This is a genomic window from Rhizobium sp. P1_C7 (genome assembly GCF_056406295.1).
On record NZ_JBFUAL010000005.1, the window covers coordinates 296,509 to 321,109 of the forward strand.

Consider the following 24,601-nt stretch of genomic DNA (forward strand, 5'->3'; position numbering starts at 1 on the left):
TGTATAGCTGGTGCACGTATTTCGTCAATTTTGTTTATGTCGGGACGGGCGCATAGTCCGGTTATCGAATTGACGGAGGCCACTATGACTGAGCAGACACGGAAGATTGCACTTATCCTTGGCGCGACCGGCGGTATCGGCGGGGAAGTCGCCCGCAAGCTTATGGCGCGCGGCTGGCAGATACGGGCGCTCCATCGCAATGCAGACAAGAGGAAGGCAAGCGAGCCGCGCTTCGAGTGGGTGCAAGGGGATGTCATGAACGCCAGCGATGTGCAGAAGGCGGCCGAGGGCGTGAGCGTGATCGTCCATGCGGTCAATCCTGCGGGATACCGCGACTGGGAAAAGCTGGTGCTGCCGATGCTTGACAACACGATCGCCGCCGCCGGTCCCGTCGGCGCCTGTATCGTGCTGCCGGGCACTGTCTACAATTTCGGGCCGGATTCGTTTCCCACCCTTCGCGAGGACAGCCCGCAGAATCCGGTGACGAAGAAGGGGGCGATCCGTGTCGAAATGGAAAAGCGCCTCAAGGCGGCTTCCGATGCAGGCGTATCGGTCATCATCGTCCGCGCCGGGGATTTCTTCGGTCCGACTGCCGCTAACAGCTGGTTTTCGCAGGGCATGATCGTTCCCGGCAAACCAGTGAAGACAATCCGAAACCCGGCAAGTCGCGACGTTGGACACCAATGGGCCTATCTTCCCGATGTGGCGGAGACCATGGTACGTCTCCTCGAGCGTGGCGATCGACTTCCGCCCTTCGCCGTCTATCACATGGACGGCTTCTGGGATGCCGACGGCAGCCAGATGGCTGCGGCGATCAATCGGGTCGTCGGCGGCAGCGCAAAGGTGCGGGCATTTCCCTGGTGGCTCGTGCCGCTCGCGGCACCCTTTGTCACCTTCATCCGCGAGCTGAAGGAAATGCGCTACCTCTGGCGCAAGCCGGTGCGCATGGCGAATGATCGTCTGGTCGCCGAGCTTGGTAGCGAGCCGCATACGCCGATAGACGAAGCGGTTTTGGCGACGCTGGTCACATTTGGTTGCCTGCCCGCGCCGCGTCGCGAAATGGCTTCTGCGCTCCTGACACGAGGAGCGAACTAGGCCTTCTGGAGTTCGGCGAGCGCGATGCGCGCGACGGCGAGCGGGCTCTCTGCGGCTTTGAGCGATCCGTCGCCGAGGAACCAGGCCGCCGAGAGGCCGGAATAGGCGGCTATCCACCGCAGCAGGCGTCTTGGCCCGATGCCGGCTTCCGCAGACACGATCTGCAGCTGCCTTTGCAGACGCTCGGGTGTCGTGACTGTCGGAAGGTCCTCGTTTGCGAAGGTGTTGGCGTAGTCGAAGCCGCGCTCGCCATAGAGCCCCTTGGGATCGATCGCCAGCCAGCCGTGCTCCTGAAAATCAAGGATGTTGCGGTGATGGATGTCACCATGCAGTACGACGTTATCGCGGGGATCGGCAAGGAGAGCCTCGGCTATTACGGAGCAATCTACGAGCGTGTCGCCGTATGTTCGCGCCGCCGGCGCGAGTTCGCGGAACCAGCGGCTCAGCGGAATGAGGTCTGGCAGAGGCTTGTTGCGCGGAGCGTGCAGCCGGGCGACCGTGTCGCAGATGATGCGGCTTGCCGCGTCGTCTTCGCCGTTCATCGCCATCGCGAGCAACGAGCGGCTGCCCTCGGCTCGTTCGAGCACGACGGCGTCAGCGTCGCAGGCATAGACCTTGGCAGCGCCGATGCCGTCCCACCATTGCATTACTGCGCCGCCGGCTCTTTCGGCCTCGTCATTGGCGATCTTCAGCATCGCCGGCCGGCTGTTCCAGAGAACGGGCAGGAGGTGGCTCGAGTGAGTTGTGATTGCATCACCGTCTGCGGTCAGCCGCCATCGGTCGAGATAGGATTCGAACATCGCTGCATGCTAGCTGCCCGGGACAAAAAGGAAATCCCGCCGGAGGGCGGGATTTCAGCTTACAGCTCTTACGCGGCGGTATCGAGCGCCGGGTAGTCCACATATCCCTTCGGGCCGCCGCCGTAGAGCGTTGCCTGATCCAGGTCGTTCAGAGGTGCGTTGTCCTTCAGACGTTCGACCAGGTCCGGATTGGAGATGAACGGCTTTCCGAATGCGACAAGATCGGCGCGGCCGCTCTCGACGGTATCGATTGCCAGCCCGCGGTCGTATCCATTGTTGACCATCCAGCTCGCTTTGCCTCCGGCCTTTTCGTAGGCCTCGCAGAGCGCCTTGTAGTCGAAGGGCTTGTCGCCCTGCTGGAAGTTGCGATCGCCGCCGGTGGCGCCTTCGATGATGTGAATGAAAGCGAGATCGTACTTTGCCAGTCCCTCGACCACGTAGGTGAAGATCGGCTGGGCGTCTGGATCGGATGCGTCGTTGGCAGGCGTCACCGGCGAGATGCGGATGCCGGTGCGGCGCGCGCCGATCTCCTTTGTGATCGCATCCACCACTTCGAACAGGAAGCGGGCGCGGTTGTCGATCGAGCCTCCATACTGGTCAGTGCGGTCGTTGATGCCGGCGCGCAGGAACTGGTCGATCAGGTAGCCGTTGGCCGCATGGATCTCAACGCCATCGAAGCCGGCGTCGATTGCTGCACGAGCGGCCTTGCGGTAGTCCTCGACGATGCCGGGGATCTCAGAGGCTTCCAGTGCGCGGGGTTCCGACGTCGGAGCGAAGCTGCCGGTGCCGTCCTCGTTGACAAGATAGGTCTTCGACTTGGCAACGGTGTTTGTCGAGGAGACGGGCTTGCCGCCGCTCGGCTGCAGGGTGGTGTGCGAGATACGGCCGACATGCCACATCTGCACGACGATCTTGCCGCCTTCTGCGTGGACGGCGTCGGTCACCCGCTTCCAGCCATCCAGAGCCTCCTTGCTGTAGAGGCCCGGCACGTCGGCATAGCCCTGACCCTGCTGGGTGATGGCCGTTGCCTCGGTAATGATGAGGCCCGCCGTGGCGCGCTGGCGATAGTATTCGACGTTGAGGTCGTTCGGGATTGCGCCCGGGGATCGATTGCGCGTCAACGGCGCCATGACGATGCGGTTCTTGAGGGCAATGTCACCGATTTCTGTGGGTTCGAAAAGCTTGGTCATGGGAGTCCTTTCTTGGTCTGCGGAAAGATCACTCGGCGGGAGCAGGCACGGCCTGGCCCCTGGCGGAGAGATAGGTGAGGGCGGTGGCGCCGAGACCGATGAGGGCCATCAGCGCGGCGGCAAGCGGAACGCGGGTCATGTCGAAACCCGCCTGGATCACGATGCCGCCTGCCCAGGCGCCGAGCGCGTTGCCGGTGTTGAAGGCGCCGATGTTGATCGTCGATACGAGATTTGGCGCAGCCTTGCCGAAGCGAACCACGCCGACCTGCAACGCGGGCACCGCCGCAAAGCTCGCCATCGCCCAGAGGAAGAGCGTGATTTCGGCCGGGATGAAGAAGCGGCTGGTAAAGCTGAACGCAACGGAGGTGATGGCGATCAGCGCGAAGATGCCGGCCAGCGTTGCACCAAGCTTCCAGTCGGCAAACTTGCCGCCGAGCAGGTTGCCGATGGTCAGGCCGAGGCCGATCAGGAACAGCGTCCAGGTGACGCCTTCGGGCGACAGGCCCGTGACGTCGCGCAGCAGCGGCGCGATGTAGGTGAAGAGCGCGAACATCGATGCGGAAAAGAAGACGGTGGTCGACAGCGCCAGCCAAAGGTGGCCGTTCTTCAGGGCGGCGATCTCGCGCAAGATGTTGCCCTGCTCCTCATTCTTGTCTTTCGGCAGGATTGCGCACAGGCCGATGATGGTGAGGATGCCGATGCCGGTAACGACTGCGAATGTCGAGCGCCACCCAAAGGCCTGGCCGATCGCAGTTCCCAAAGGGACGCCCAGCACATTGGCAAGTGTCAGGCCGGTAAACATCAGGGCGACGGCACGCGCCCGGCGATCGGGCGCCACCAGGTTTGCAGCAACGACCGAGCCGATGCCGAAGAATGCCCCGTGGCACAGCGCGGTAATCACACGGGCGACCATCAGGACCCAGTAGTCGGGTGACAGGGCGCACAGCAGGTTGCCGGCGATGAAGAACCCCATCAGAGCGATCAATGCGGTGCGGCGCTTCAGGTGCGCGGTCGAGACCGCCATGATCGGAGCGCCGACGGCGACGGCCAACGCATATCCCGTGACCAGCCAGCCTGCCTGCGGAATGGTGACTGAAAGGTCGGAAGCGACCTCGGGCAAAAGGCCCATGATGACGAATTCCGTCGTGCCTATCGCAAACGAGCTCAAGGCCAGAACAATGAGGGCAAGGGGCATTTTTTACAGGTCCTGAGCGAGCTGTTTCAGAAAGGCGGCAATGGTTTCTTCGTTGCGCTTGTAGAAAATCCATTGGCCGACGCGCTTGGTACTGACGAGACCGGCGCGACTCAATGTTCCCAGATGCGCCGAAACGGTCGATTGCGAAAGGCCGCAGCGCTCGAACTGGCTGGCACATACACCCATTTCCAGCGGATGCTCCTGAGAGCTGAAGTGCGCCTCGGGTTTCTTCAGCCAATTCAGGATCTCCATCCGCGTGGGATGGGACAGCGCCTTGAGGATTTCGTCTTTGTCCATCGTCATCAACCGAACTATAAATCGCTTATTGCCGATATATGGATTGGTCGTTTTCGATATTCAAGTCACGAGACGGTGATGCGTGCCTATTCTGTCTGGTTAAATTTTAAGCAAAAAAAGAGGGCCACCGAAATGTCGGGGCCCTTTAAGGTGTGAAGGTCAATAAACCTCCAGAGGGGAACAGCTAACGCGGTGGCACTGGGAGAGAACCACCATGTGCATCAGCTGAGTGCGATATGATGCTTTGGGAGGCGTATTTCAATGGCCGTTTACGCATGCCTGCTATGCGTTGCAGCAATTTATGCTGCGGTGCGAAAAAATAAGGCAAAAAAAGAGGGCCACCGGAAAGCCGGGGCCCTTGTAGGTGTGAAGGTCTAAACCTCCAGAGGGGAACAGCTAATGCGGTGGAACTGGGAGGAAAAGCCACCGTGTGCATCAGCTATGTGTGATATGGTGCTTTAATGGGCAAACGGCAACCATTTTTTGTGCATGCCAGACATGCGTCAGTTGCACAGCTTGCATTTTTCGGGGAAAAACAACTAGAAGTTCCAGTTTCTCGCCTTGCTGACGATGAAGTCCCGGAAAGCCTTGAGCTTCGCGGCATTTTTCATTTCATCTGGATAGCAGAAGTACGTGTCGAACGACGGTACGTCGGCATTGATCGGCAACTGGATGAGACCCGGATCTCTTCCAACGATGTAGTCGGGCAGGCATGCGACACCCATGCCGAGCAGGCATGCGCGCTTGATCGACGTCTGGCTGTTGATCTGCAGGTGCGGAATGCGCTTGTTGTCCGACGAGCGGCCCGCAACCTCGAGCCAGTTTACGTCGAGCAGATAGTTCGGCGCGGGTTCGCCGAAGGTGATGATCCGGTGGTTGTCCAAATCCTCAACCGCCTGGGGTTCGCCGTGGCGGTTGATATAGGAAGGAGCTGCATAGACGTGCATGTGCACGGTAAACAGCTTGCGCTGTATGAGATCGGATTGCACCGGCTGGCGCAGGCGGATGGCGCAATCGGCATAGCGCATGTTCACGTCCACTTCCTCGTTGTCGAGGATGAGCTGGATCTGAACATCGGGGTAGAGCTGCATGAACTCCTGGATCTTGTCGGTGAGCCAGCCCTGGCCGAGGCCAACGGTCGTCGTGACGCGCAGCTTGCCGGTCGGCGTTTCCGTCGTTTCGGTAAGCTGCATCTTCACCGTTTCCAGCTTCAGCAGCACGTCATGGGCGGTGCGATACAGCAATTCGCCCTGTTCGGTCAGGATCAGGCCGCGCGCGTGTCGGTGGAACAGCTTGGTGCCGACATCCTGCTCCAGTGCGCTGACCTGCCGGCTGATCGCGGATTGAGACAGATGCAGCTTATCGGCGGCATGCGTGAACGATCCCGCTTCGGCAGCTGCGTGAAAAATACGCAGCTTGTCCCAATCCAATGGCATTCCCCCACCCCTCATAGCCGATCTTACTCCGCGGCCACGGCGACGGGCATATGGCCCGTCAGATATCGTTCGGCTTCAAGGGCTGCCATGCATCCCAGACCAGCTGCGGTGATCGCCTGCCGGAACGTGTCGTCCGTCACGTCGCCTGCGGCATAGACGCCCTCGACGCTGGTCGCAGTCGAATCGGGCGCTGTCCAGAGATAGCCATTGTCCTTCAGCTTCAGCTTGCCATTGAACAGCTCGGTCGCCGGCGCATGGCCAATCGCCACGAAGACGCCGTGGACATGCAGCTCGCTGATCGCACCCGTGCGGGTATCGCGCAGCCGCGCGCCGGTTACGGAAGGCGGCATCGGGGGCTTGGCCGGCGTTCCCGTGATCTCGGCGACCTCGGTGTTCCACAGAACCTTGATGTTCTCCTTGGAGAACAGGCGCTCCTGCAGAATCTTCTCGGAGCGGAAACTGTCGCGGCGATGCACGACCGTTACCGACTTTGCTATGTTCGACAAGTAAAGCGCTTCCTCGACTGCGCTGTTGCCGCCGCCGACCACGATCACGTCCTTGTTGCGATAGAAGAAACCGTCGCAGGTGGCGCAAGCAGATACGCCGAAGCCCTGGAAATGCTGCTCGCTCTCGATGCCGAGCCACTTGGCCTTGGCGCCGGTGGCGATCACGAGCGTATCGGCTGTCCAGACCTGACCGCTGTCTGTGCGCGCCACGAACGGCCGCTGATTCATCTCGACCTCGGTCACAATGTCGTTGACGATCTCGGCGCCGACGTGCTTGGCCTGCTGCAGCATCTGATCCATCAGCCACGGACCCTGGATCGGATCGGCAAAGCCTGGATAATTCTCGACATCGGTTGTGATCATCAACTGCCCACCTTGCTCCATCCCGGCAATGAGCACCGGCTTCAGCATTGCACGTGCCGCATAGACTGCAGCCGTGTAGCCGGCGGGGCCGGAGCCGATGATGAGCACCTTTGTGTGGCGGGCGGACATGGTATTTCCTTTCGACTATCAGGAGGCGGCGGCTAAGAGGTGAATGCGGCCGTTTCGCGATCCATTCGCCATTTATGAACGACCAATGCTTTTATTCAAGGGCAGCCTTGCGTTACCAACAAGGCATTCCAACCGGTTGTGCAAGATTCGGTCATCGCGGCGAAACATTCTTGCGTATTGCGCTGCATTATATAGAAGCTGGCTTGAGCAATTTAAAGAAAGGCACCCGCTTGGTCCGCGCCGAACTTGACGCCATCGATATAAAGATACTGCGTGAGCTGCAGGCTGACGGTCGCATGACGAATGTAGAGCTCGCCGACAGGGTAGGGATATCAGCGCCGCCTTGCCTGCGACGCGTCCGCAAGCTCGAAGACTCTGGCATCATCGAGGGCTATCACGCGATGTTGAACAGCCCGAAGCTGGGCTTCGACCTGGTGGCATTCTGCATGGTCGGCCTCAAGCATCAGTCGGAAGCAAATCTCAAGGCTTTTGCGGCAGCAACCGGCCAGTGGCCCCTGGTGCGGCAGGCCTGGATGGTCTCAGGCGACAGCGACTTCCTGCTGCACTGCGTCGCGGAAAATCTGACGCGCTTTCAGGATTTCGTGATCGAGGTGCTGACCGCGAACGAGCATGTCGATACGGTACGTACCATGCTGACGATCCGGCAGGTGAAGAAGCTGGGTCTGGTCGAGGTGTGAGGGGACGCGGCATACGGCCGTACCGCTTGTGCCGCGTTGCCGGATGCCGTTGCCTTGTGGCCTTTCAAGTGAGCCTTTCGTAGACGTCCCGCAATTTCGTTGCCTCGCCCTCGATGCTGAAATTGACCGTCACGTGCGGCCTTGCGTTGGCGGCGTAGTGGGACAGGCGTACCTCCTGATCCATGAGCGAAGCGGCTGCGTCTGCCATCGCGCTCACGTCGTCGCGCCCGATCAGCATGCCGGTCGCACCGTCTCCGACCGCGATGAGTTCCGGAAATGCACCGACGTCGGTCGCAACCACAGGCACGCCGGTTGCCATGGCCTCCAGGGGCGTCAGGCCAAATCCCTCCCATCGCTGCGGGGCGATAAAGAGGTCGAGTGCACGGTACCATTCGTTGATATTGGTATGTTCGCCGACGAACAGAATACGGTCAGACAAGCCTGCGGCCGTCACCCGTGACTTCAGTCCGTTTTCGAACTCCAGATGTTGAGCCGTTGCTCTGCCGGCGATGATGGCGATCCAGTCGGGGCGATCCGGAAGGAGGCTGATCATGCTGTCGACGAAGACGTCCGTTCCCTTCTGGTGGCGAACGCGGCCGAAGCAGCCCACGATCTTCTTGTCGGGGTCAAAGCCTCGATCCAGCTTGGCCTGTGCCTTGTCGGCGGGCGGTGAAAACCGGTTCGTATCGATCCCGTGCAGGATCACCGTGTTCGGCACTTCGAGATAGGCCGCCGTCTTGCTGCTGGTGGCAATGACGGCATCCATCTTCGAGATCAGCCGCTTCGTCCAGCCGGAGTGCTTTCGCTGCGAGGCGGAGGTGAAGACGATCTTGAGCTTCATCCGCAGAATGTCGCGCATGACGATTGCGGGAAGCATCTCGATATTGCGGCGCGCATGCCAGATACGAAATTGCTTTCGGGAAGGCGCGCTCCATAGTTTCAGCAGATCCGGGAAGCGGACATGCGGAAAATTCGACGGCAGTCCCGGTCCGAGCGCAGCAATCTGTTGACCGAGCGCCCGCTGCACCGGGATCAGCTGAATGATCGTCGATGTGACGCCGGAGAGCCGCTTTTTGAAGTTCGGCGCTATGATCTCGACGTCACTGATATCGACAAGAGCGGATCGTGCGCGATCTGCCACGCGCCATCAGCCCCAGCTGATCGCGAGCACTTCGTAGGCCTTGGCGCCGCCAGGTGCGTTCACCTCGATCGAGTCGCCGACCTCCTTGCCGATCAGCGCGCGCGCGATGGGCGAGGAGATCGAGATACGGCCAGCCTTCACATCCGCTTCCTGGTCGCCGACGATCTGGTAGGTCTTTTCTTCGTCGGTATCCTCGTCAACGAGCTTCACCTTGGCGCCGAACTTGATCTTGTCGCCGGACATCTTGGAGAGGTCGATGACCTCGGCGCGTGCCGTCAGGTCCTCCAGCTCGCCGATGCGGCCTTCGTTGTGGCTCTGGGCTTCCTTGGCCGCATGGTATTCGGCATTTTCCGAAAGGTCACCATGCGCGCGTGCTTCGGAAATCGCCTCGATGATCCGAGGACGTTCTTCCTGCTGACGCCAGCGCAATTCTTCGTGCAGCTTGACGAAACCACCCTGCGTCATCGGTACCTTATCAACCATTTCTCTGTCCTTAACTCCCTGTGCCATCTCAGCCGACGACACAAAAGAAAACAGGTCCCGAAGGGGAACCTCGGAACCGTGCAACAAACCTAACTGTTCAGCTTATAGCAGATCGGTGCTGCTGATTTCCAGAAAATTCGAATGTGCGGGCCTGCAACCTTGTGCGACTTTTCACGTCAAACTGGAAAAACGAGCGCCAGCGGTTCCATGAGATCGAGCTTTTCGGTGGGACATAGGGTGAATATGTCTGTGACTATGTCAATCGAACACCGAACGGCAACCTTTCGGATGCGCCGATCCCGCGGTTCCTGTGGGGGGCGACCAAGAGTGTTTCCTTAGCGAGCGGCTGCCCCGGATAGACTGAAGTGAGGCGCGCAACTCCACCCCGACCAAAGTGATTCTGCTGGTCAGGCGAAAGGGTCAGTGGGATGGATCATCCCGGAAAAAGATCAGGACCCAAGCTTGCGCCAGGTCCTGATCCTTTGTTCACGTCGTGAAGGCGAGCGTGCCATCCGAACGCTTAATTGAAGTAACTTTGCAGCGGCCGCACTTCGAGATTGCCTGCCTTGAGCGCCTTGATCGCCTGGGCGGCGGCTTCGGCGCCGGCCATCGTCGTGTAGTAGGGCACCTTCTGCATCAGCGTGGCACGGCGAAGCGACTTGCTGTCGGAGATCGCCTTGTTGCTGTCGGTGGTGTTGATGACCAGCTGGACCTGACGGTTGCGGATCGCGTCCTCGATGTGGGGGCGACCTTCGAGCACCTTGTTGATCTTGGTGGCGGCGATGCCGTTTTCGGCGAGGAAGCGCGCCGTGCCGCCGGTTGCCAGAACCTTGAAGCCCTGTTCCACAAGGAGGCGGATCGCCGGCAGGACGCGGGGCTTGTCTTCGTCGCGCACGGAAACGAAGACCGTTCCGTCACGCGGCAGTTCGACGCCGGCGCCGAGCTGTGCCTTGGCGAAGGCAAGCGCGAAATCCGTGTCGAGGCCGATGACTTCGCCGGTCGAGCGCATTTCCGGGCCGAGCAGGATGTCGACGCCGGGGAAGCGGGCGAACGGGAAGACGGCCTCCTTGACGGCGATGTGCCTGAGGTTGCGCGGATCGGGCTTTTCGCCATAGGCCGCAAAGGTTGCATCGAGCTTTTCGCCGGCCATGGCGCGAGCGGCGATCTTCGCAATCGGTGCGCCGATGGTCTTGGCGACGAACGGCACGGTACGCGAGGCGCGCGGGTTCACTTCGAGGACGTAGACGGTGCCGTCCTTGATCGCGAACTGCACGTTCATGAGGCCGACGACGTTGAGCGCCCTGGCCATGGCCTTTGCCTGACGCTCCAATTCGTCGATCATCGCTGGAGACAGGGTGCGCGGCGGCAGCGAGCAGGCGCTGTCGCCGGAGTGAATGCCGGCTTCCTCGATATGCTCCATGATGCCGGCGACATACACGTCACTGCCGTCGGAAAGGCAATCGACGTCGACTTCGATGGCGTTGCTGAGGTAGCTGTCGAACAGAAGCGGGTTCTTGCCGAGCAAGGTGTTGATCTGGCCGGTCTTGTCGTTCGGGTAGCGCTGCTTGATGTCTTCCGGAACAAGTTCCGGAACGGTGTCGAGGAGGTAGGTCTGCAGCATCGATTCCGAATGGATGATCTGCATGGCGCGGCCGCCGAGGACGTAGGACGGGCGCACGACCAGCGGGAAGCCGATTTCGGTGGCGACAAGGCGGGCCTGCTCGACGGAGTAGGCAATGCCGTTGTTCGGCTGGTTCAGATCGAGCTTCATCAGAAGCTTCTGGAAGCGGTCGCGGTCTTCGGCAAGGTCGATCATGTCAGGCGCCGTGCCGAGGATCGGGATACCGTTCTTTTCGAGCGCTTCGGCAAGCTTCAGCGGCGTCTGGCCGCCGAACTGCACGATGACGCCGACCACTTCGCCCTTTTCCTGCTCGGCGCGCAGGATCTCGATCACGTCTTCGGCCGTCAGCGGCTCAAAATAAAGGCGGTCGGAGGTATCGTAGTCGGTCGAGACCGTTTCCGGGTTGCAGTTGATCATGATCGCTTCGTAGCCCGCATCCCTCAAGGCGAAGGCGGCGTGGCAGCAGCAATAATCAAACTCGATGCCCTGGCCGATGCGGTTCGGGCCGCCGCCGAGGATGACGACCTTTTTGCGGTCGGAAACGTCGGCTTCCGAGCGCGTGCTGCCCACGAACGGTGTCTCGTAGGTGGAGTACATGTAGGCGGTCGGCGAGGCGAATTCGGCGGCGCAGGTGTCGATGCGCTTGAAGACCGGGCGGACGTTCAGGCTGTTGCGCAGTTCCGCCACTTCCTTCGGCCGCTTGCCTGACAGTGTCGCAAGGCGCGCGTCGGAGAAGCCCATGGACTTCAGGGTGCGCAGGTTCGTTGCATCGCTCGGCAGGCCGTGCTCGCGGATGCGGGCTTCCATGTCGACGATCGCCTTGAACTGCGCGATAAACCACGGGTCGATCTTGCAGCCTTCGTGCACTTCCTCCGGGCTCATGCCCATGCGCAGCGCCTGGGCGACCATGCGCAGGCGATCCGGCGTCGGCGTGCCGATGGCTGCGCGGATGGCATTCTGGCTGCCTTCGCCTTCCTCGACGCCGGGGATCTCGATTTCGTCGAGGCCTGTCAGGCCGGTTTCGAGGCCGCGGAGCGCCTTCTGCAGCGATTCCGCGAAGGTGCGGCCGATCGCCATGACTTCGCCGACGGACTTCATCGCCGTGGTCAGGACAGGCGAGGCGCCCGGGAACTTCTCGAACGCGAAACGCGGGATCTTGGTGACGACGTAGTCGATCGACGGTTCGAAGGAGGCGGGCGTTGCGCCGCCGGTGATGTCGTTGTCGAGTTCGTCGAGCGTGTAGCCGACGGCGAGCTTGGCCGCGACCTTGGCGATCGGGAAGCCGGTGGCCTTCGAGGCCAGGGCCGAGGAGCGCGAAACGCGCGGGTTCATTTCGATGACGACGAGGCGGCCGTCCTTCGGGTTGACGGCGAACTGTACGTTCGAGCCGCCTGTTTCGACGCCGATCTCGCGCAGAACGGCGATCGAGGCGTTGCGCATCATCTGGTATTCTTTGTCGGTCAGCGTCAGCGCCGGGGCGACGGTGATCGAGTCGCCGGTGTGGACGCCCATCGGATCGATGTTTTCGATCGAGCAGATGATGATGCAGTTGTCCGCCTTGTCGCGGACGACCTCCATCTCATATTCCTTCCAGCCGAGAACCGATTCTTCGATCAGCACTTCAGTGGTCGGCGAGGCATCGAGGCCGCCGCCGATGATTTCGAAGAATTCCGAGCGGTTGTAGGCAATGCCGCCCCCGGTGCCGCCCATGGTGAACGAGGGGCGAATGATCGCGGGGAGGCCGACGACGTCGATCGCCTGGGCGGCAATCGCCATGGCGTGGCTGATGTAGCGCTGCTTGCGGTCGGTTTCGCCGAGGTTCCATTCGTTCTCGAGCGCATCGAGCGCCTTGTCGAGATCCGCGCCGGAGAGGCTTTCCTTCAGCTTGTTGCGCTCGGCCTCGTGCGTCTTGCGATCGGTATCCTTGATGTCGGTGGCATTGGCCAGCATCGAGCGCGGCGTTTCAAGGCCGATGCGGGACATGGCTTCGCGGAACAGGGCGCGGTCTTCTGCCATGTCGATGGCGGCCGGCTTGGCGCCGATCATCTCGACATTGTAGCGGTCCAGCACGCCCATGCGCTTCAACGAGAGTGCCGTGTTCAGCGCCGTCTGGCCGCCCATGGTCGGCAGCAGCGCATCCGGGCGTTCCTTGGCGATGATCTTGGCAACGACTTCGGGCGTGATCGGCTCGACATAGGTCGCGTCGGCCAGACCCGGATCGGTCATGATCGTTGCCGGGTTGGAGTTGACGAGGATGACGCGGTAGCCTTCCTCCTTCAGCGCCTTGCAGGCCTGGGTGCCGGAGTAGTCGAATTCGCAAGCCTGGCCAATGACGATCGGTCCTGCGCCGATGATGAGGATCGATTTGATGTCTTGGCGCTTCGGCATGGGCGTTTTTTCCACTTTCTAGCTGCGCAGAAAGCCGGCCAGGGTGGGAAGCACCGGCCGGGTCGCGCATGTGATGGTCTTTTCAGGCTAGAAGCGGCTTATAGGCAAATGTATTTGCAAACGGAACCCCAAAATTTGCGGAATCGACAGGAATCGAGGGGTTCTTTTCAGGCTACGCGAGATGCGGCAGCACAAGTGCGCGAATCTCTCCTGGACGCGCGGGATTGCCGATAGCTTCGAGCGCCTCGCCGAGGCCGATGCGACGGGAAATCAGGGGGTCGATCGTGATCATTCCGGAAGCGATCAGGTCGACCGCACGTCCGTGGGTGAAGGGATTGAGGAACGAGTTGACGAGCTTGATCTCTCGGAAGAGCAGGTCGAAAGGTTCTATCGCAATTTTCAATCCCTGCGGCATGACGCCGAGGATGACGACGGTGCCGCCGCGCCGCGCAAGGGCAGGCGCCTGTTCGACCGTTTCCGTGACGCCGGCACATTCGATCACCACATCTGCGCCGGCGGGCAGAAAACCGTGTGCGCCCGTCAGCCGTTCCACGATGTCGCCGGAGGTCGGGTCGGCCGTTGCCGTTGCGCCCAGGCTCTCGGCGAGGCGACGCTTCTGCGCGTTGCGCGTCACGAGGACGACGCGGGTGGCGCCGGCAAGGCGAGCGAGCTGAACGACGAGCAACCCGATGACGCCACCGCCGAGAACGACGACTGATGATCCGGCTTTGATATCGGCAAGATCGACGCCGTGAAGGCAGCAGGCAAGCGGCTCGCAGAAGGTACCGTGCAACGGATCAAGGCCTGCCGGCAACTCGAACGCCTGCTTGCGCGGGACGATCACATATTCGGCAAATCCACCATCGCGATGGATGCCGATTGCCTGGAGATTGCGGCAGAGATTGACGCGCCCGCGCTGGCATTCGGGGCAGCGGCCGCAGGCGATGTTCGGGTCGCCGGTGATGCGCATGCCGGGACGGAATTCTGCCACGTCTGAACCAACGGCCTCGACGAGGCCTGCAAATTCATGGCCGAGCGTTACAGGAGGTGACGAGGGAAACTCGCCGCGAAAGAGATGGCGGTCGGTTCCGCATATACCGCAAGCCTCGATCCGCACCAGCAGTTCGTCCGGCCCCGGAAAAGGCTTCTCGACTTCACGCAGGAACAGCTGCCCCGTCGCCTCCAGACGTACAGCTTTCATCGGTATTGCTCCTCCGCAGTCTCCCCTTCTTCAAGAAGAGCGAAAGGTGGAGTCGCGTCAAGCGGTTGCTTGCATTTCCTCAACCGAAACGGCGGGGGACGCTTTCGGCATGTGTGCGGCTGACGGGGATCTGGCTGCCGTCGCGGTCGGGATGACAAGTTGCCTTCACCGGCAGCGAGTGGCAGGCCGCTCTCGTCGCGCTGTTCATCCTTGATCATCTTCCGCCCAGGCGCGCAGCAGGCGCCTTGCATGATACGGCTGGAATTCGTCTCGTCCGCGGATATATAGACTATCCGAAGAGCATGCGTGGGCATCGCCGGGGAGAGCATCATGGAATGGAAAGGCCGGCGTCAGTCCGACAACGTCGAAGATCGTCGCAATGATCCTTCCATGGGTGGATTGGGCCAGGGCGGCGGCTTCAACTTTCCCTCCGGCGGCGGGATGGGACGGCGCGGTGGCGGCCTCAGCATCGGCACGATCATCTTTCTGGTGGTGATCTACTTTATATTCAAGGCGATGGGCATAGACCTGATGCAGGTGCTGGACGGCGGATCGGTCGGCGGCCCGGGTTACGAACAAAGCCAGTCCAGCGACCAGCCTCCCGCCAACGACGAGATGACGGCGTTCATGCGCACGGTACTGGCTGAGACAGAAGATACGTGGCAGGGCATTTTCAAGTCCATGGGGCATGAGTACGAGGAGCCACGAATGGTGCTCTTCTCCGGGCAGACGCAGTCGGCCTGCGGTTTTGCCTCCGCCGCGACCGGGCCGTTCTACTGTCCCAGCGACCATAAGCTTTATCTCGACACCAGCTTCTTCCGGCAGCTCAGCCAACAGTTCGGAGCATCCGGTGATTTTGCCGAGGCCTATGTGGTTGCCCACGAGGTCGGCCATCATGTGCAGAACCTGCTTGGCATCCTGCCCAAGTTCAACGAAGCCCGTCAGCGGATGAGCGAGGCCGACGCCAACAAGATGTCTGTTCGCGTCGAGCTTCAGGCCGACTGCTTTGCAGGCATATGGGGCAAGTTCACCCAGCAGAAGGGCATCCTTGAAGCAGGTGACCTGGAAGAGGCGCTGAATGCCGCCCAGAAGATCGGCGACGATACGCTGCAGAAGCGAAGCCAGGGCTACGTCGTTCCAGAGAGCTTCAATCACGGGACATCGGCGCAGCGCGCCAAATGGTTCAAGCGCGGTTTCGACAGCGGTCAGCTGTCGGCATGCGATACTTTCTCCGGGCCTGTTTGACCGGAAAACCGGCCTCGCTTTCACGAGGCCGGACCACATTTCACTTTTCACTGTCCATGTGCTTGAGCATCGCGTCCGGATAGCGGTTGCCTGCGGCCGAATCTCTCGGTACGGCGCGGTCGATGGCCGCCATGTCGGCGGCTGTCAGCGCGACTGCGCGTGATGCCAGTGCCTCGGTCAGACGATCGCGACTGCGGGCGCCGACAAGCGGCACGATGTCCTTTCCTTGGGCTGCGACCCAGGCTATCGCAATCTGGGCGACCGAAACGCGCTTCGCATCGGCAGTCTTGCGAAGTTCCTCGACGAGGGCAAGATTCTGGTCGACGTTACCCTCCTGAAAACGAGGGCTCATGCCGCGGAAATCGCCGGCGCTGTTGCCCTGTCCTTTCTGCCAATGACCGCTGATCAAGCCTCGAGACAGAACGCCGTAGGCGGTAACGGATATGCCGAGTTTGCGGCAGGTCGGCAGGATCCTGTCTTCGATGCCGCGGGAGATCAGTGAGTATTCTATCTGTAGATCGCAGATCGGATGGACGGCAGCCGCGCGCCGGATCGTCTCGGCGCCGACTTCGGACAGGCCGACGTGCCTGACATATCCGGCTTTGATCATGTCGCCGATTGCGCCGACCGTCTCCTCGATCGGTACATTCGGATCCAGCCGGGCAGGGCGGTAGATGTCGATGTAGTCGACATCGAGGCGCTTCAGAGTGTAGGCGAGGAAGTTCTTGATGGCCATGGGGCGGGAATCATAGCCGCTCCAGCCGCCCGCCGGGTCGCGCAGAGCGCCGAACTTGACGCTGATGACGGCGTCGTCACGGCGGCGGCCCTTGAGGGCCTCGCCGATCAACATCTCATTGTGTCCCATGCCGTAGAAATCGCCGGTATCGAGCAGGTTGATCCCGGCGTCGAGGGCTGCATGGATCGTCGCGATGCTTTCGGCACGGTCCGACGGACCGTACATGCCGGACATGCCCATGCAACCGAGTCCGAGGGCCGAGACGTGTGGGCCGGTCTGCCCCAAACGATAGGTCTGCATTTCGCTCTCCTTGTCAGACGCTGCGTTGCGTCTCGAGTGGGTTTTACCGCACGCTGCGTTGTGCGATAATCGGATTCAATGCGAACGGGCTGTGCGGTAAAATGGACAATGGATGATCTTCCTCTGAGTGATCTGGATGCTTTTGCCGCCGTTGCAAGGGAGCGCAGCTTTCGAGCTGCAGCGCGCAAGCGTGGCGTCTCCGCTTCCTCGCTCAGCGATTCGCTGCGGCGGCTGGAAGAACGCCTCGGCGTGCGGCTTCTCAACCGCACGACCCGCAGCGTGACGCCGACCGAGGCGGGGCAGCGGCTTCTGGAGCGGCTTGCACCGGCTCTCGGAGAAGTCGCTTCGGCCCTCGATCAGCTCGATAGCTTCCGGGAGGGCCCCTCGGGCATCTTGCGCCTCAACGTGCCGACGATCGCCGCCCGGCTGTTTATGCCAGACCTCGCCAGCCGCTTCCTCAAACTCTATCCACAGATCACCCTGGAAATCGTCGGTGAGGATACGTTCATCGATGTTCTTGCTGCCGGCTACGATGCCGGCATCCGCTACGACGAACGGCTGGAGCGAGACATGATCGCGGTGCCGATAGGACCGCGCAGGCAGCGCTATGTGACCGCGGCCGCGCCGGATTACCTCAGCCGTCGCGGCGTTCCGCGACATCCCAAGGAGCTGATCGATCACGATTGCATTCGTCATCGCTTTCTAAGCGGAGCAGGGTTGCCGTGGGAATTCGACCGCGAGGGCGAGACACTCATGATCACGCCGACCGGGCCTCTGGTTGCCAACGTGATCGAAATGCAGGTCGGAGCTGCGGTTGCCGGCCTCGGCGTCATTCGCACCTTCGAGGAAGTCCTTCTGCCGGCGATCGAGGCGGGCGCGCTCGTGCCCGTTCTCGAGGACTGGGTGACGGCGTTTTCGGGTCCGTTTCTCTACTATGCAAGCCGCAGGCACATGCCATCGGCGCTGCGTGCCTTTGTGGATTTCGTCAAGGTAGAGCACCGGAAGTCCGGTTAGGTGCGCCTTTTGTTCCGCCGTTCCATCAGCATAACTCGTAGCCCTATCAAAAGATTTGAAATGTTCACGTATTGTTTCGTTTGTTGGCTTGGGATATGTAGCATTCCCGGCGACGGGATCGTCTTTCCAGAAACAACACGCTGTAGAGATATCTCATGCTCGATCCGAAATTCGTTCGTCGCGGCCTGTTCCTCGTCTTCATGATTCTGTTCCTGGATGTGATCGGTATTGCGATCATCATGCCGGTGCTGCCCGTCTATCTGGAGCAGTTGACGGGCGGTTCCGTCAGCGACGCGGCGCTCGATGGCGGCTGGTTGCTCGTGGTCTATGCCGGGATGCAGTTTCTGTTTGCGCCGTTTCTCGGCAACCTCAGCGATCGCTTCGGCCGGCGCCCCATTCTGCTGCTGTCGGTGCTGACTTTTGCGATGGACAACCTCATCTGTGCGGTCGCCACCAGCTTCTGGATGCTGTTCATCGGCCGCGTGCTTGCCGGTATCAGCGGCGGCAGCTTTGCAACCTGTTCCGCATACATCGCCGACATCAGCAATGACGAGAACCGGGCCAAGAATTTTGGCCTGATCGGCATTGCGTTCGGAGTCGGTTTTACGATCGGGCCCGTGATCGGCGGCTTTCTGGGCGAATTCGGCCCACGCGTGCCGTTCTACGGTGCGGCGGCACTTTCGTTCGCCAATTTCGTTGCCGCCTGCTTCCTGTTGCCGGAAACGCTGGATGAGAAGAACCGGCGTGTCTTCGAGTGGAAGCGTGCCAACCCGCTGGGCGCATTGAAGCAGATGCGCAACTATGCCGGCATCGGCTGGGTGGGCGCCGTCATGTTCCTTTTCTGGCTGGCGCATGCAGTCTATCCAGCCGTCTGGTCTTTCGTCTCGACATACCGCTACGGCTGGAGCGAGGGGCAGATCGGGCTTTCGCTCGGCATCTATGGCATCGGCGCGGCCATTGTCATGGGCATTGTCCTGCCGAAGATCGTGCCCGTTCTCGGTGAGTGGAAAACCGCCGTGGTCGGCTTGTGCTTTTCGGTCGTCGGTCTGACAGGCTATGCTTTTGCGTGGCAGGGCTGGATGATCTATGCGGTGATCGTGCTCACAGTCATGGAAAATGTCGCTGATCCACCGCTGCGCAGCATTGCCGCCGGCAAGGTGCCGCCTTCGGCGCAGGGCGAACTGCAGGGCGCGCTGACGAGCCTCAGCAGTATAACGACGATCATCGGACCGCTTATTTTCACGCAGATGTTCGGCTACTTCACCGGGCCGGACGCGCCCGTCAACTTTGCGGGTGCCCCTTACCTGATGGCCGCTTTCTTCATCCTGGTTGCCGCCGTCGTGTTTCTGCTGAAGGTCAGACCCGCTGGGGTGGTCGGCGCGGTGAGCCATCAGAATTCATGATGTAATGATGAATTTTTCATCATTTGCATCGTTTTGAGTATTTTTTTGCGCCAATTTCGTCTACATCGTCGCGACGCTGACGCGCATCGTCGCAGTCAGCGATTGCAATCACAGGAACCGTGTCATGGATACGCCGATCGCTGCGGGAAAGCTGGCGCCGAAAAACGACAACCGTTGGAGCGCGCACATCCGCGCGACGCTGGCGCTCGGCATCCCGTTGATTGGCGCCCAGCTTGCTCAGCTCGGCATCAACACGACTGACGTGATGATCGTCGGATGGCTCGGCGCCGAGCATCTGGCGGCGATGGTTCTGGCCGGACAGTTTCTTTTCACCATTCTCGTCTTCGGTTCCGGCTTTTCGATTGCCGTCATTCCGATGGTTGCGCAGGCCTATGGGCGCGGCGATGTCGTCAGCGTGCGCCGGTCACTGCGCATGGGGCTTTGGGTCGTTCTGGCTTTCTGGGTCCTGATGTTGCCGGCTTTCTTCAACTCCGAAAGAATACTTCTTGCTGCGGGCCAGAAGCCCGAGGTCGCAGCACTGGCACACAGTTATATCGTCATCGGCCAGTTCGCCGTGCTTCCGGGCCTTCTCTACAACGTCATGCGCGCACTCGTCAGCGCGATCGGCAAAGCTGCGGTGATCCTGAACGTGACGATCGCGATGCTGGTGCTGAACGCCATCTTTGCCTATGCGCTTGTGCTCGGCCACTTCGGCCTGCCGGCGATGGGTCTCAAGGGCGCTGCGATCGTTTCGGTGATCGTGCAGACGGCGGGTTTCTTCTTCATCCTCGCCTATGTGCAAAGCAGGCCGGAAACACGGCGCTACGAGCTTTTCGTGCGGTTCTGGCGCCCGGACTGGAAGGCATTTTGGGAGGTGGTGCGGCTCGGCCTGCCGATCAGCGTCACGATCCTGGCGGAGGTAAGCCTGTTCACGATGGCATCGCTCTTGATGGGCCGGATCGGCACGATCGAACTTGCGGCGCACGGAATTGCGCTGCAATGGGCGTCGATCGCTTTCATGATTCCGCTTGGCCTTTCCCAGGCTGCAACAGTTCGCGTGGGGGTCGCGCATGGGCAGGGCGATCATGTCGCCCTGGTGCGGGCAGCCGTTTCGGTGTTTGCGATTGCCTGCGCCATCTCGGCTGTCGGCGGGTTGTTGTTTGCGATCATGCCCACGTTCTTTGCAGGCTGGTTCCTCGACACACACTCGGCCGAAGCGCCGCAGGTGCTCGCCTATGCCGGACCGCTGATCGTCATCGCAGGGCTTTTCCAGCTGGTCGACGGCCTTCAGGCGATTGCCAATGGTCTGCTGCGCGGGCTCAAGGACGCACGGGTTCCGATGATCATGGCACTGGTTGCCTATTGGCCGATCGGATTCTTCCTCGCCTGGTTTCTCGCCTTTCCGCTTGGCTTTGGCGGCATCGGCATCTGGCTCGGCTTCCTCATCGGGCTATTCGCCGCGGCCGTGATGCTGTGTGGGCGCTTCTATCTTCTCATGCGACGAAATGCATAGGTTTATGCCTGCGCCGGGAAATGATCGGCTCGAAACCATCCAGTCGATTCTTGATCCGTACGCGAGCGCATCGCAGACCTATTGCGCCACGCGGTCGTCCGGCCGGCCGTTCCAATGGCGGGGCAGGTCGTCGCCAATGATGTCCCAATCGATCTTCTCCGAAACCCAGACGTGATCGGCGGGCCCATAGGCCTGCGGCTGATCGAGACTTATCGTCATAACGTCGATGGTATCCGGATCGGCCGTGTTCTCATAGGTGAGTGGCGAGCCGCATGATCCGCAAAATTTCCTGATCACCTCAGCTGATGAGGTGAACTGTCTTGGTTCGCCGCTTTCGAACACGAATGTTCGCGCGGGAAAGACCACGAATGGAAGGGAGGGGGACGAGGCAATCCTGCGGCATGTCCGGCAGTGGCACACGCTGCTGTGCAGTGGAGCCTCGGCGATGCTGTAGCGGATGTCGCCGCACAGGCAGCCTCCTCTGTGGATCTTGGCGGCCTGCTCCATCGCTCTTGCCTCGCTCCGACGCCCTTGCGTCCCGTATGCACCCGCCCAAAAGAAAACCGCTTGCAGCGATCTGCTGCAAGCGGTTTTTCCGTGTTATCCATTCAAGGCTGCGCGCGATCAAGCGACAGGAAGGCTCAACGCTCCGACAGGGCCGGTTCGCCCTTCTTCTCGCGCACGAGGTTGACGAAGCGGCGGAAGAGGTAGTGGCTGTCCTGCGGGCCCGGGGATGCTTCCGGGTGGTGCTGCACGGAGAAGATCGACTTTCCGGCGACACGCAGGCCGCAATTGGTTCCGTCGAACAGCGAAACATGGGTCTCCTCAACGCCATCAGGCAGCGACTTCGTGTCGACTGCGAAGCCGTGGTTCATCGAGACGATCTCGACCTTGCCGGTCGTGTGGTCCTTCACCGGGTGATTGGCGCCGTGGTGGCCCTGATGCATCTTTTCGGTCTTGGCGCCGAGCGCCAGGCCCAGCATCTGGTGGCCAAGGCAGATGCCAAAGACCGGAATGTCGGTCTTGATCAGCTTCTGGATGACGGGCACCGCATATTCCCCGGTTGCGGCCGGGTCGCCCGGGCCGTTGGACAGGAAGATGCCGTCCGGCTGTATCGCGAGCACGTCCTCGGCGCTTGCCGTCGCGGGCATCACCGTCACCTTGCAGTCGAGGCCGGCAAAAAGGCGCAGGATGTTGCGCTTTACGCCATAGTCGAGGCAGACGATGTGGTACTTGGCGTCCTCAGCCTCGAGTTGGCCGTAGCCTTCGTTCCAGACCCACGGGGTCTGTGACCATTGCGATGACTGGCCTGACGAAGCGATCTTGGCGAGGTCGAGGCCTTCCAGGCCGCTCCATGCCTTGGCCTCGGCCTTCAGTGTCTCGATGTCGAAGACGCCGTTCGGGTCGTGGGCGATGACCGCGTTCTGTGCGCCGTTTTCGCGGATCCAGGCGGTGAGCGCGCGGGTATCGACGCCGCAGAGCCCGATGACGCCGCGTGCCTTCAACCAGGCGTCGAGATGCTTGACGGCGCGGTAGTTGGACGGGTCGGTCATGTCGGCCTTGAAGATGACGCCGACCGCGCCGTGGCGCGCTGCCGGCGTCAGGTCTTCGATGTCTTCGTCGTTTGTGCCGATGTTGCCGATATGCGGAAAGGTGAAGGTGACGATCTGGCCGAGATAGGAGGGATCGGTCATGATCTCCTCATAGCCTGTCAATGCCGTGTTGAAGACCACTTCGGCCTGGACCTTGCCGGTCGCACCGATGCCCTTGCCTTCGATGACGGTGCCGTCTGCCAGAACGAGCAAGGCAGTCGGCTTTTCGGTTGTCCAGGGTGCTGTCGCGGTCATCTTCATCCCGTTTCCGGCAGCCACACGTTCTTGGGCAACGCTGGCCGGCCATTTGGTTCGCAAGCATATGCGCGCGGCAAGGCGCGCGCTCTCAGGCCTGATCACGAATTTTGGTGCAGGTGGCGGTAAATAGCCGCGCTATTTCCTGAGGTCAATCTTTGTACCGCGGCCAAAGCCAGTTTTCTCCCGCTTTCTGCCTGGATTATCGCAATTTATTTGATCCCACGCATTCGTCTGGTTTATGAAGCGGCATTCAAACAGGAGTGATTATGATGTTGCGCGATCAACTCGCCGCCGCCCTCAAGGATGCGATGAAGTCCAAGAATGCCGAGCGGCTTTCGACCGTTCGCCTGATCCAGGCCGCGGTCAAGGACCGGGACATCGCCAATCGCGGCGCCGGCAAGGAACAGGCAAGCGACGACGAGATCCTGCAGATCCTTGCCAAGATGGTGAAGCAGCGCGACGAATCGGCGAAGATCTACGAAGAGAATGCGCGCCCGGAACTGGCCGCCAAGGAACGCGCCGAGATCACGGTCGTCCAGGACTTCATGCCCAAGCAACTCTCCGATGCCGACGTGCGCGCCAACATTGCGGCGATCATAACCGAGACGGGCGCTGCCGGCCCGAAAGACATGGGCAAGGTTATGGCGGTCCTGAAAGAGCGCTATGCCGGCCAGATGGATTTCTCCAAGGCCTCAGGTGCCGTCAAGGAACTGCTGAACTGATCACCCTCGTCTTTTGGCCCTCGCGATCGAGGGTCCGAGCACCGCTTCGGCTGCAGCATCGACAATGGCGAATTTCGCCGCCTGATAGCCCCAGTACTCCATGACGAAGGCGCGCGACAGCCAGACCTTGCCTTTGTAATGCGGCAGCTCCCAGCCGATGCTCCCCATCTCGGCGGCCTGCGTTAGCAGGCGCTTGAGATGGGTATTCGAGATCATGTACTGATCGCGGATTTCCTTCAGCGACAGCGTACCGATCTCGACGCGCTCGGCCGTGCGGTCGAACGAAGAGATTCGGCTCATCAGATCATCCATAACGAGGCCACCGGAGTTGGCCCAATTGAAGAGATTGTAGGTCGCACCGGGGTCGCGCACCGCGTCGCTGTCAATGATTTCCTTGGCAATCAGCGGCTGGATCCGCGCAAAGGCCAAGGGGGTCGCCATCGCTCGCTCAAGGCGTTTGCCGCCATCGAGATGGTCGAGAACGCCAAGGTGGGTGGCGATCCATTTGAAGAAATGCTCCTCGGCGGTTTCCGTTGGCTCCAGCAGTCGCGTGCGCTTGTCGGAGGCGCTTTCGGTCGATCGCAGAAATCGATAGGCAAGCATTTCCTGGATGAAGGCCGCGGCAGTGTTGCGACTTGCAATCTTGTGGCTGACCACAAAGCTGATAAAGCGGCCCGAATAGAGGGCGGCCTTCGTCTCGCCGGGATAGCCGTAGTGAAGTGCAAAGCCGCTATGGGCCATCAGCCAACGCTGTTGCGCGGCGAAGATGGAGGCGATTCGTGGACTTTCGCGATAGATCGCCAACATTTCTTGCGCACAGTGAAGCACTGCTGCAAAGAATGCGTCATTGTTGAGAAAATCTTCGATTTTGTGGGGCATGCAACCATACCAGTGAGGGCGCCTTCATCGGACATGGCCCTAGCGACTGTCAATTGCTTTCTTGGGCAAGACATCACCGTATTTACACAAATGACCGCCTGGCGGCCGGAAAGATGAAACCCAGACATTAGAGAAGGCAGGAGCTGGGGGAGCTCCTGCCTTCTTGCTCTTTGCTTCCGATTGGTTACGCAGGGTAAAAACCCAAGCCAACGGATATTTGCAAAGGCACCCTTGCGAGGCGGCGCCGGGGGTAGGGATGGTGCCTCGCTCGGGGATCGCTGTGTCGAGTTGGAAGTTATTGCGATGCGGCAGGCGATTCAAATTACAAAAAAATAATAATTGGTCCGACTGGCTGCCTTAAGTGTGGCGGCGCTCATCGCTCCAGCATCCCCAAGC

22 protein-coding genes are annotated in these 24,601 nt (G+C 60.8%); 7 read left to right on the forward strand and 15 right to left on the reverse strand.

The window, feature by feature from the left end; translation table 11 throughout:
• The first annotated feature begins 84 nt into the window (after positions 1-84).
• Positions 85-1,095, forward strand: a complete 1,011-nt coding sequence (locus tag AC1D2R_RS10210) for an SDR family NAD(P)-dependent oxidoreductase (protein WP_477967160.1) — start codon at positions 85-87, stop codon at positions 1,093-1,095.
• On the opposite strand, the gene AC1D2R_RS10215 is transcribed toward AC1D2R_RS10210, so the two are convergent.
• The 6 genes from AC1D2R_RS10215 to trxB all read right to left on the reverse strand — a co-directional run bounded on the left by AC1D2R_RS10215 (position 1,092) and on the right by trxB (position 7,011).
• Positions 1,092-1,895: an aminoglycoside phosphotransferase family protein gene (locus AC1D2R_RS10215; protein ID WP_477967161.1), complete on the reverse strand. Its 804-nt coding sequence runs from the start codon at positions 1,893-1,895 to the stop codon at positions 1,092-1,094. The genes AC1D2R_RS10210 and AC1D2R_RS10215 overlap by 4 nt on opposite strands.
• A gap of 68 nt (positions 1,896-1,963) precedes the next feature.
• Positions 1,964-3,085, reverse strand: a complete 1,122-nt coding sequence (locus tag AC1D2R_RS10220) for an alkene reductase (RefSeq protein ID WP_477967162.1) — start codon at positions 3,083-3,085, stop codon at positions 1,964-1,966.
• A 28-nt stretch (positions 3,086-3,113) separates the two neighbouring features.
• A complete protein-coding gene (locus AC1D2R_RS10225) occupies positions 3,114-4,280 on the reverse strand; it encodes an MFS transporter (protein WP_477967163.1) in 1,167 nt (388 codons plus the stop codon).
• A gap of 3 nt (positions 4,281-4,283) precedes the next feature.
• Entirely contained in the window at positions 4,284-4,577 is a 294-nt protein-coding gene (locus tag AC1D2R_RS10230) for an ArsR/SmtB family transcription factor (protein ID WP_477967252.1), read from the reverse strand.
• 539 nt (positions 4,578-5,116) lie between these two features.
• Entirely contained in the window at positions 5,117-6,013 is an 897-nt protein-coding gene (locus AC1D2R_RS10235) for a LysR family transcriptional regulator VtlR (protein WP_037058572.1), read from the reverse strand.
• A 23-nt stretch (positions 6,014-6,036) separates the two neighbouring features.
• The gene (trxB, locus tag AC1D2R_RS10240; RefSeq protein ID WP_477967164.1) at positions 6,037-7,011 is read right to left on the reverse strand and encodes a thioredoxin-disulfide reductase; all 975 of its coding nucleotides are present in this window, start codon (positions 7,009-7,011) and stop codon (positions 6,037-6,039) included.
• A gap of 230 nt (positions 7,012-7,241) precedes the next feature.
• On the opposite strand from trxB, the gene AC1D2R_RS10245 reads away from it, so the two are divergent.
• The gene (locus tag AC1D2R_RS10245; protein ID WP_477967253.1) at positions 7,242-7,709 is read left to right on the forward strand and encodes an Lrp/AsnC family transcriptional regulator; all 468 of its coding nucleotides are present in this window, start codon (positions 7,242-7,244) and stop codon (positions 7,707-7,709) included.
• Between the two features lie 64 nt (positions 7,710-7,773).
• Here the strand turns inward: AC1D2R_RS10245 and AC1D2R_RS10250 are convergent, their stop codons facing one another.
• From AC1D2R_RS10250 to AC1D2R_RS10270, 5 genes are all read right to left on the reverse strand, one after another.
• Positions 7,774-8,850 (reverse strand): glycosyltransferase family 4 protein, encoded by a 1,077-nt coding sequence (locus AC1D2R_RS10250; protein WP_477967165.1) that lies wholly within the window; start codon positions 8,848-8,850, stop codon positions 7,774-7,776.
• A gap of 6 nt (positions 8,851-8,856) precedes the next feature.
• Positions 8,857-9,333, reverse strand: coding sequence for a transcription elongation factor GreA (greA, locus tag AC1D2R_RS10255; protein WP_057469257.1), 477 nt, complete (start codon positions 9,331-9,333; stop codon positions 8,857-8,859).
• Positions 9,334-9,853: 520 nt separating this feature from the next.
• A complete protein-coding gene (carB, locus tag AC1D2R_RS10260; RefSeq protein WP_477967166.1) occupies positions 9,854-13,342 on the reverse strand; it encodes a carbamoyl-phosphate synthase large subunit in 3,489 nt (1,162 codons plus the stop codon).
• A 172-nt stretch (positions 13,343-13,514) separates the two neighbouring features.
• Positions 13,515-14,543 (reverse strand): zinc-dependent alcohol dehydrogenase family protein, encoded by a 1,029-nt coding sequence (locus tag AC1D2R_RS10265; protein ID WP_477967167.1) that lies wholly within the window; start codon positions 14,541-14,543, stop codon positions 13,515-13,517.
• Between the two features lie 79 nt (positions 14,544-14,622).
• Positions 14,623-14,751, reverse strand: a complete 129-nt coding sequence (locus AC1D2R_RS10270; RefSeq protein ID WP_477967168.1) for a hypothetical protein — start codon at positions 14,749-14,751, stop codon at positions 14,623-14,625.
• A gap of 122 nt (positions 14,752-14,873) precedes the next feature.
• Here AC1D2R_RS10270 and ypfJ point away from each other — a divergent pair, with 122 nt between their 5' ends.
• On the forward strand, positions 14,874-15,788 hold the full coding sequence (ypfJ, locus tag AC1D2R_RS10275) for a KPN_02809 family neutral zinc metallopeptidase (RefSeq protein ID WP_477967169.1): 915 nt from the start codon (positions 14,874-14,876) through the stop codon (positions 15,786-15,788).
• Positions 15,789-15,828: 40 nt separating this feature from the next.
• On the opposite strand, the gene AC1D2R_RS10280 is transcribed toward ypfJ, so the two are convergent.
• The gene (locus tag AC1D2R_RS10280) at positions 15,829-16,824 is read right to left on the reverse strand and encodes an aldo/keto reductase (protein WP_477967170.1); all 996 of its coding nucleotides are present in this window, start codon (positions 16,822-16,824) and stop codon (positions 15,829-15,831) included.
• A gap of 108 nt (positions 16,825-16,932) precedes the next feature.
• Between AC1D2R_RS10280 and AC1D2R_RS10285 the strand changes: the two genes are divergently transcribed.
• From AC1D2R_RS10285 to AC1D2R_RS10295, 3 genes are all read left to right on the forward strand, one after another.
• Positions 16,933-17,838 (forward strand): LysR family transcriptional regulator, encoded by a 906-nt coding sequence (locus tag AC1D2R_RS10285; protein WP_477967171.1) that lies wholly within the window; start codon positions 16,933-16,935, stop codon positions 17,836-17,838.
• Positions 17,839-17,993: 155 nt separating this feature from the next.
• Positions 17,994-19,241, forward strand: a complete 1,248-nt coding sequence (locus AC1D2R_RS10290; protein ID WP_477967172.1) for a TCR/Tet family MFS transporter — start codon at positions 17,994-17,996, stop codon at positions 19,239-19,241.
• A 124-nt stretch (positions 19,242-19,365) separates the two neighbouring features.
• Positions 19,366-20,754, forward strand: coding sequence for an MATE family efflux transporter (locus tag AC1D2R_RS10295; protein ID WP_477967173.1), 1,389 nt, complete (start codon positions 19,366-19,368; stop codon positions 20,752-20,754).
• 78 nt (positions 20,755-20,832) lie between these two features.
• Here AC1D2R_RS10295 and AC1D2R_RS10300 read toward each other — a convergent pair whose 3' ends face one another.
• Both AC1D2R_RS10300 and carA read right to left on the reverse strand, forming a co-directional pair.
• Entirely contained in the window at positions 20,833-21,261 is a 429-nt protein-coding gene (locus AC1D2R_RS10300) for a GFA family protein (protein WP_477967174.1), read from the reverse strand.
• A gap of 134 nt (positions 21,262-21,395) precedes the next feature.
• Positions 21,396-22,601 carry a glutamine-hydrolyzing carbamoyl-phosphate synthase small subunit gene (carA, locus tag AC1D2R_RS10305; RefSeq protein WP_477967175.1) on the reverse strand — a complete coding sequence of 402 codons (1,206 nt, stop codon included), beginning with the start codon at positions 22,599-22,601 and terminating at the stop codon, positions 21,396-21,398.
• Between the two features lie 272 nt (positions 22,602-22,873).
• Here carA and AC1D2R_RS10310 point away from each other — a divergent pair, with 272 nt between their 5' ends.
• Entirely contained in the window at positions 22,874-23,326 is a 453-nt protein-coding gene (locus AC1D2R_RS10310) for a GatB/YqeY domain-containing protein (RefSeq protein WP_477967176.1), read from the forward strand.
• Here AC1D2R_RS10310 and AC1D2R_RS10315 read toward each other — a convergent pair whose 3' ends face one another.
• Positions 23,327-24,205, reverse strand: a complete 879-nt coding sequence (locus AC1D2R_RS10315; RefSeq protein WP_477967177.1) for a hypothetical protein — start codon at positions 24,203-24,205, stop codon at positions 23,327-23,329.
• Between the last annotated feature and the right edge of the window lie 396 nt (positions 24,206-24,601).

Coding starts and splice junctions, on each gene's coding strand:
- AC1D2R_RS10210 (WP_477967160.1), top strand. CDS start 85: ATGACTGAGCAGACACGGAAGATTGCACTTATCCTTGGCGCGACCGGC.
- AC1D2R_RS10215 (WP_477967161.1), bottom strand. CDS start 1,895: ATGTTCGAATCCTATCTCGACCGATGGCGGCTGACCGCAGACGGTGAT.
- AC1D2R_RS10220 (WP_477967162.1), bottom strand. CDS start 3,085: ATGACCAAGCTTTTCGAACCCACAGAAATCGGTGACATTGCCCTCAAG.
- AC1D2R_RS10225 (WP_477967163.1), bottom strand. CDS start 4,280: ATGCCCCTTGCCCTCATTGTTCTGGCCTTGAGCTCGTTTGCGATAGGC.
- AC1D2R_RS10230 (WP_477967252.1), bottom strand. CDS start 4,577: ATGGACAAAGACGAAATCCTCAAGGCGCTGTCCCATCCCACGCGGATG.
- AC1D2R_RS10235 (WP_037058572.1), bottom strand. CDS start 6,013: ATGCCATTGGATTGGGACAAGCTGCGTATTTTTCACGCAGCTGCCGAA.
- trxB (WP_477967164.1), bottom strand. CDS start 7,011: ATGTCCGCCCGCCACACAAAGGTGCTCATCATCGGCTCCGGCCCCGCC.
- greA (WP_057469257.1), bottom strand. CDS start 9,333: ATGGTTGATAAGGTACCGATGACGCAGGGTGGTTTCGTCAAGCTGCAC.
- carB (WP_477967166.1), bottom strand. CDS start 13,342: ATGCCGAAGCGCCAAGACATCAAATCGATCCTCATCATCGGCGCAGGA.
- AC1D2R_RS10265 (WP_477967167.1), bottom strand. CDS start 14,543: ATGAAAGCTGTACGTCTGGAGGCGACGGGGCAGCTGTTCCTGCGTGAA.
- AC1D2R_RS10270 (WP_477967168.1), bottom strand. CDS start 14,751: ATGAACAGCGCGACGAGAGCGGCCTGCCACTCGCTGCCGGTGAAGGCA.
- ypfJ (WP_477967169.1), top strand. CDS start 14,874: ATGGAATGGAAAGGCCGGCGTCAGTCCGACAACGTCGAAGATCGTCGC.
- AC1D2R_RS10280 (WP_477967170.1), bottom strand. CDS start 16,824: ATGCAGACCTATCGTTTGGGGCAGACCGGCCCACACGTCTCGGCCCTC.
- AC1D2R_RS10285 (WP_477967171.1), top strand. CDS start 16,933: ATGGATGATCTTCCTCTGAGTGATCTGGATGCTTTTGCCGCCGTTGCA.
- AC1D2R_RS10290 (WP_477967172.1), top strand. CDS start 17,994: ATGCTCGATCCGAAATTCGTTCGTCGCGGCCTGTTCCTCGTCTTCATG.
- AC1D2R_RS10295 (WP_477967173.1), top strand. CDS start 19,366: ATGGATACGCCGATCGCTGCGGGAAAGCTGGCGCCGAAAAACGACAAC.
- AC1D2R_RS10300 (WP_477967174.1), bottom strand. CDS start 21,261: ATGGAGCAGGCCGCCAAGATCCACAGAGGAGGCTGCCTGTGCGGCGAC.
- carA (WP_477967175.1), bottom strand. CDS start 22,601: ATGACCGCGACAGCACCCTGGACAACCGAAAAGCCGACTGCCTTGCTC.
- AC1D2R_RS10310 (WP_477967176.1), top strand. CDS start 22,874: ATGTTGCGCGATCAACTCGCCGCCGCCCTCAAGGATGCGATGAAGTCC.
- AC1D2R_RS10315 (WP_477967177.1), bottom strand. CDS start 24,205: ATGCCCCACAAAATCGAAGATTTTCTCAACAATGACGCATTCTTTGCA.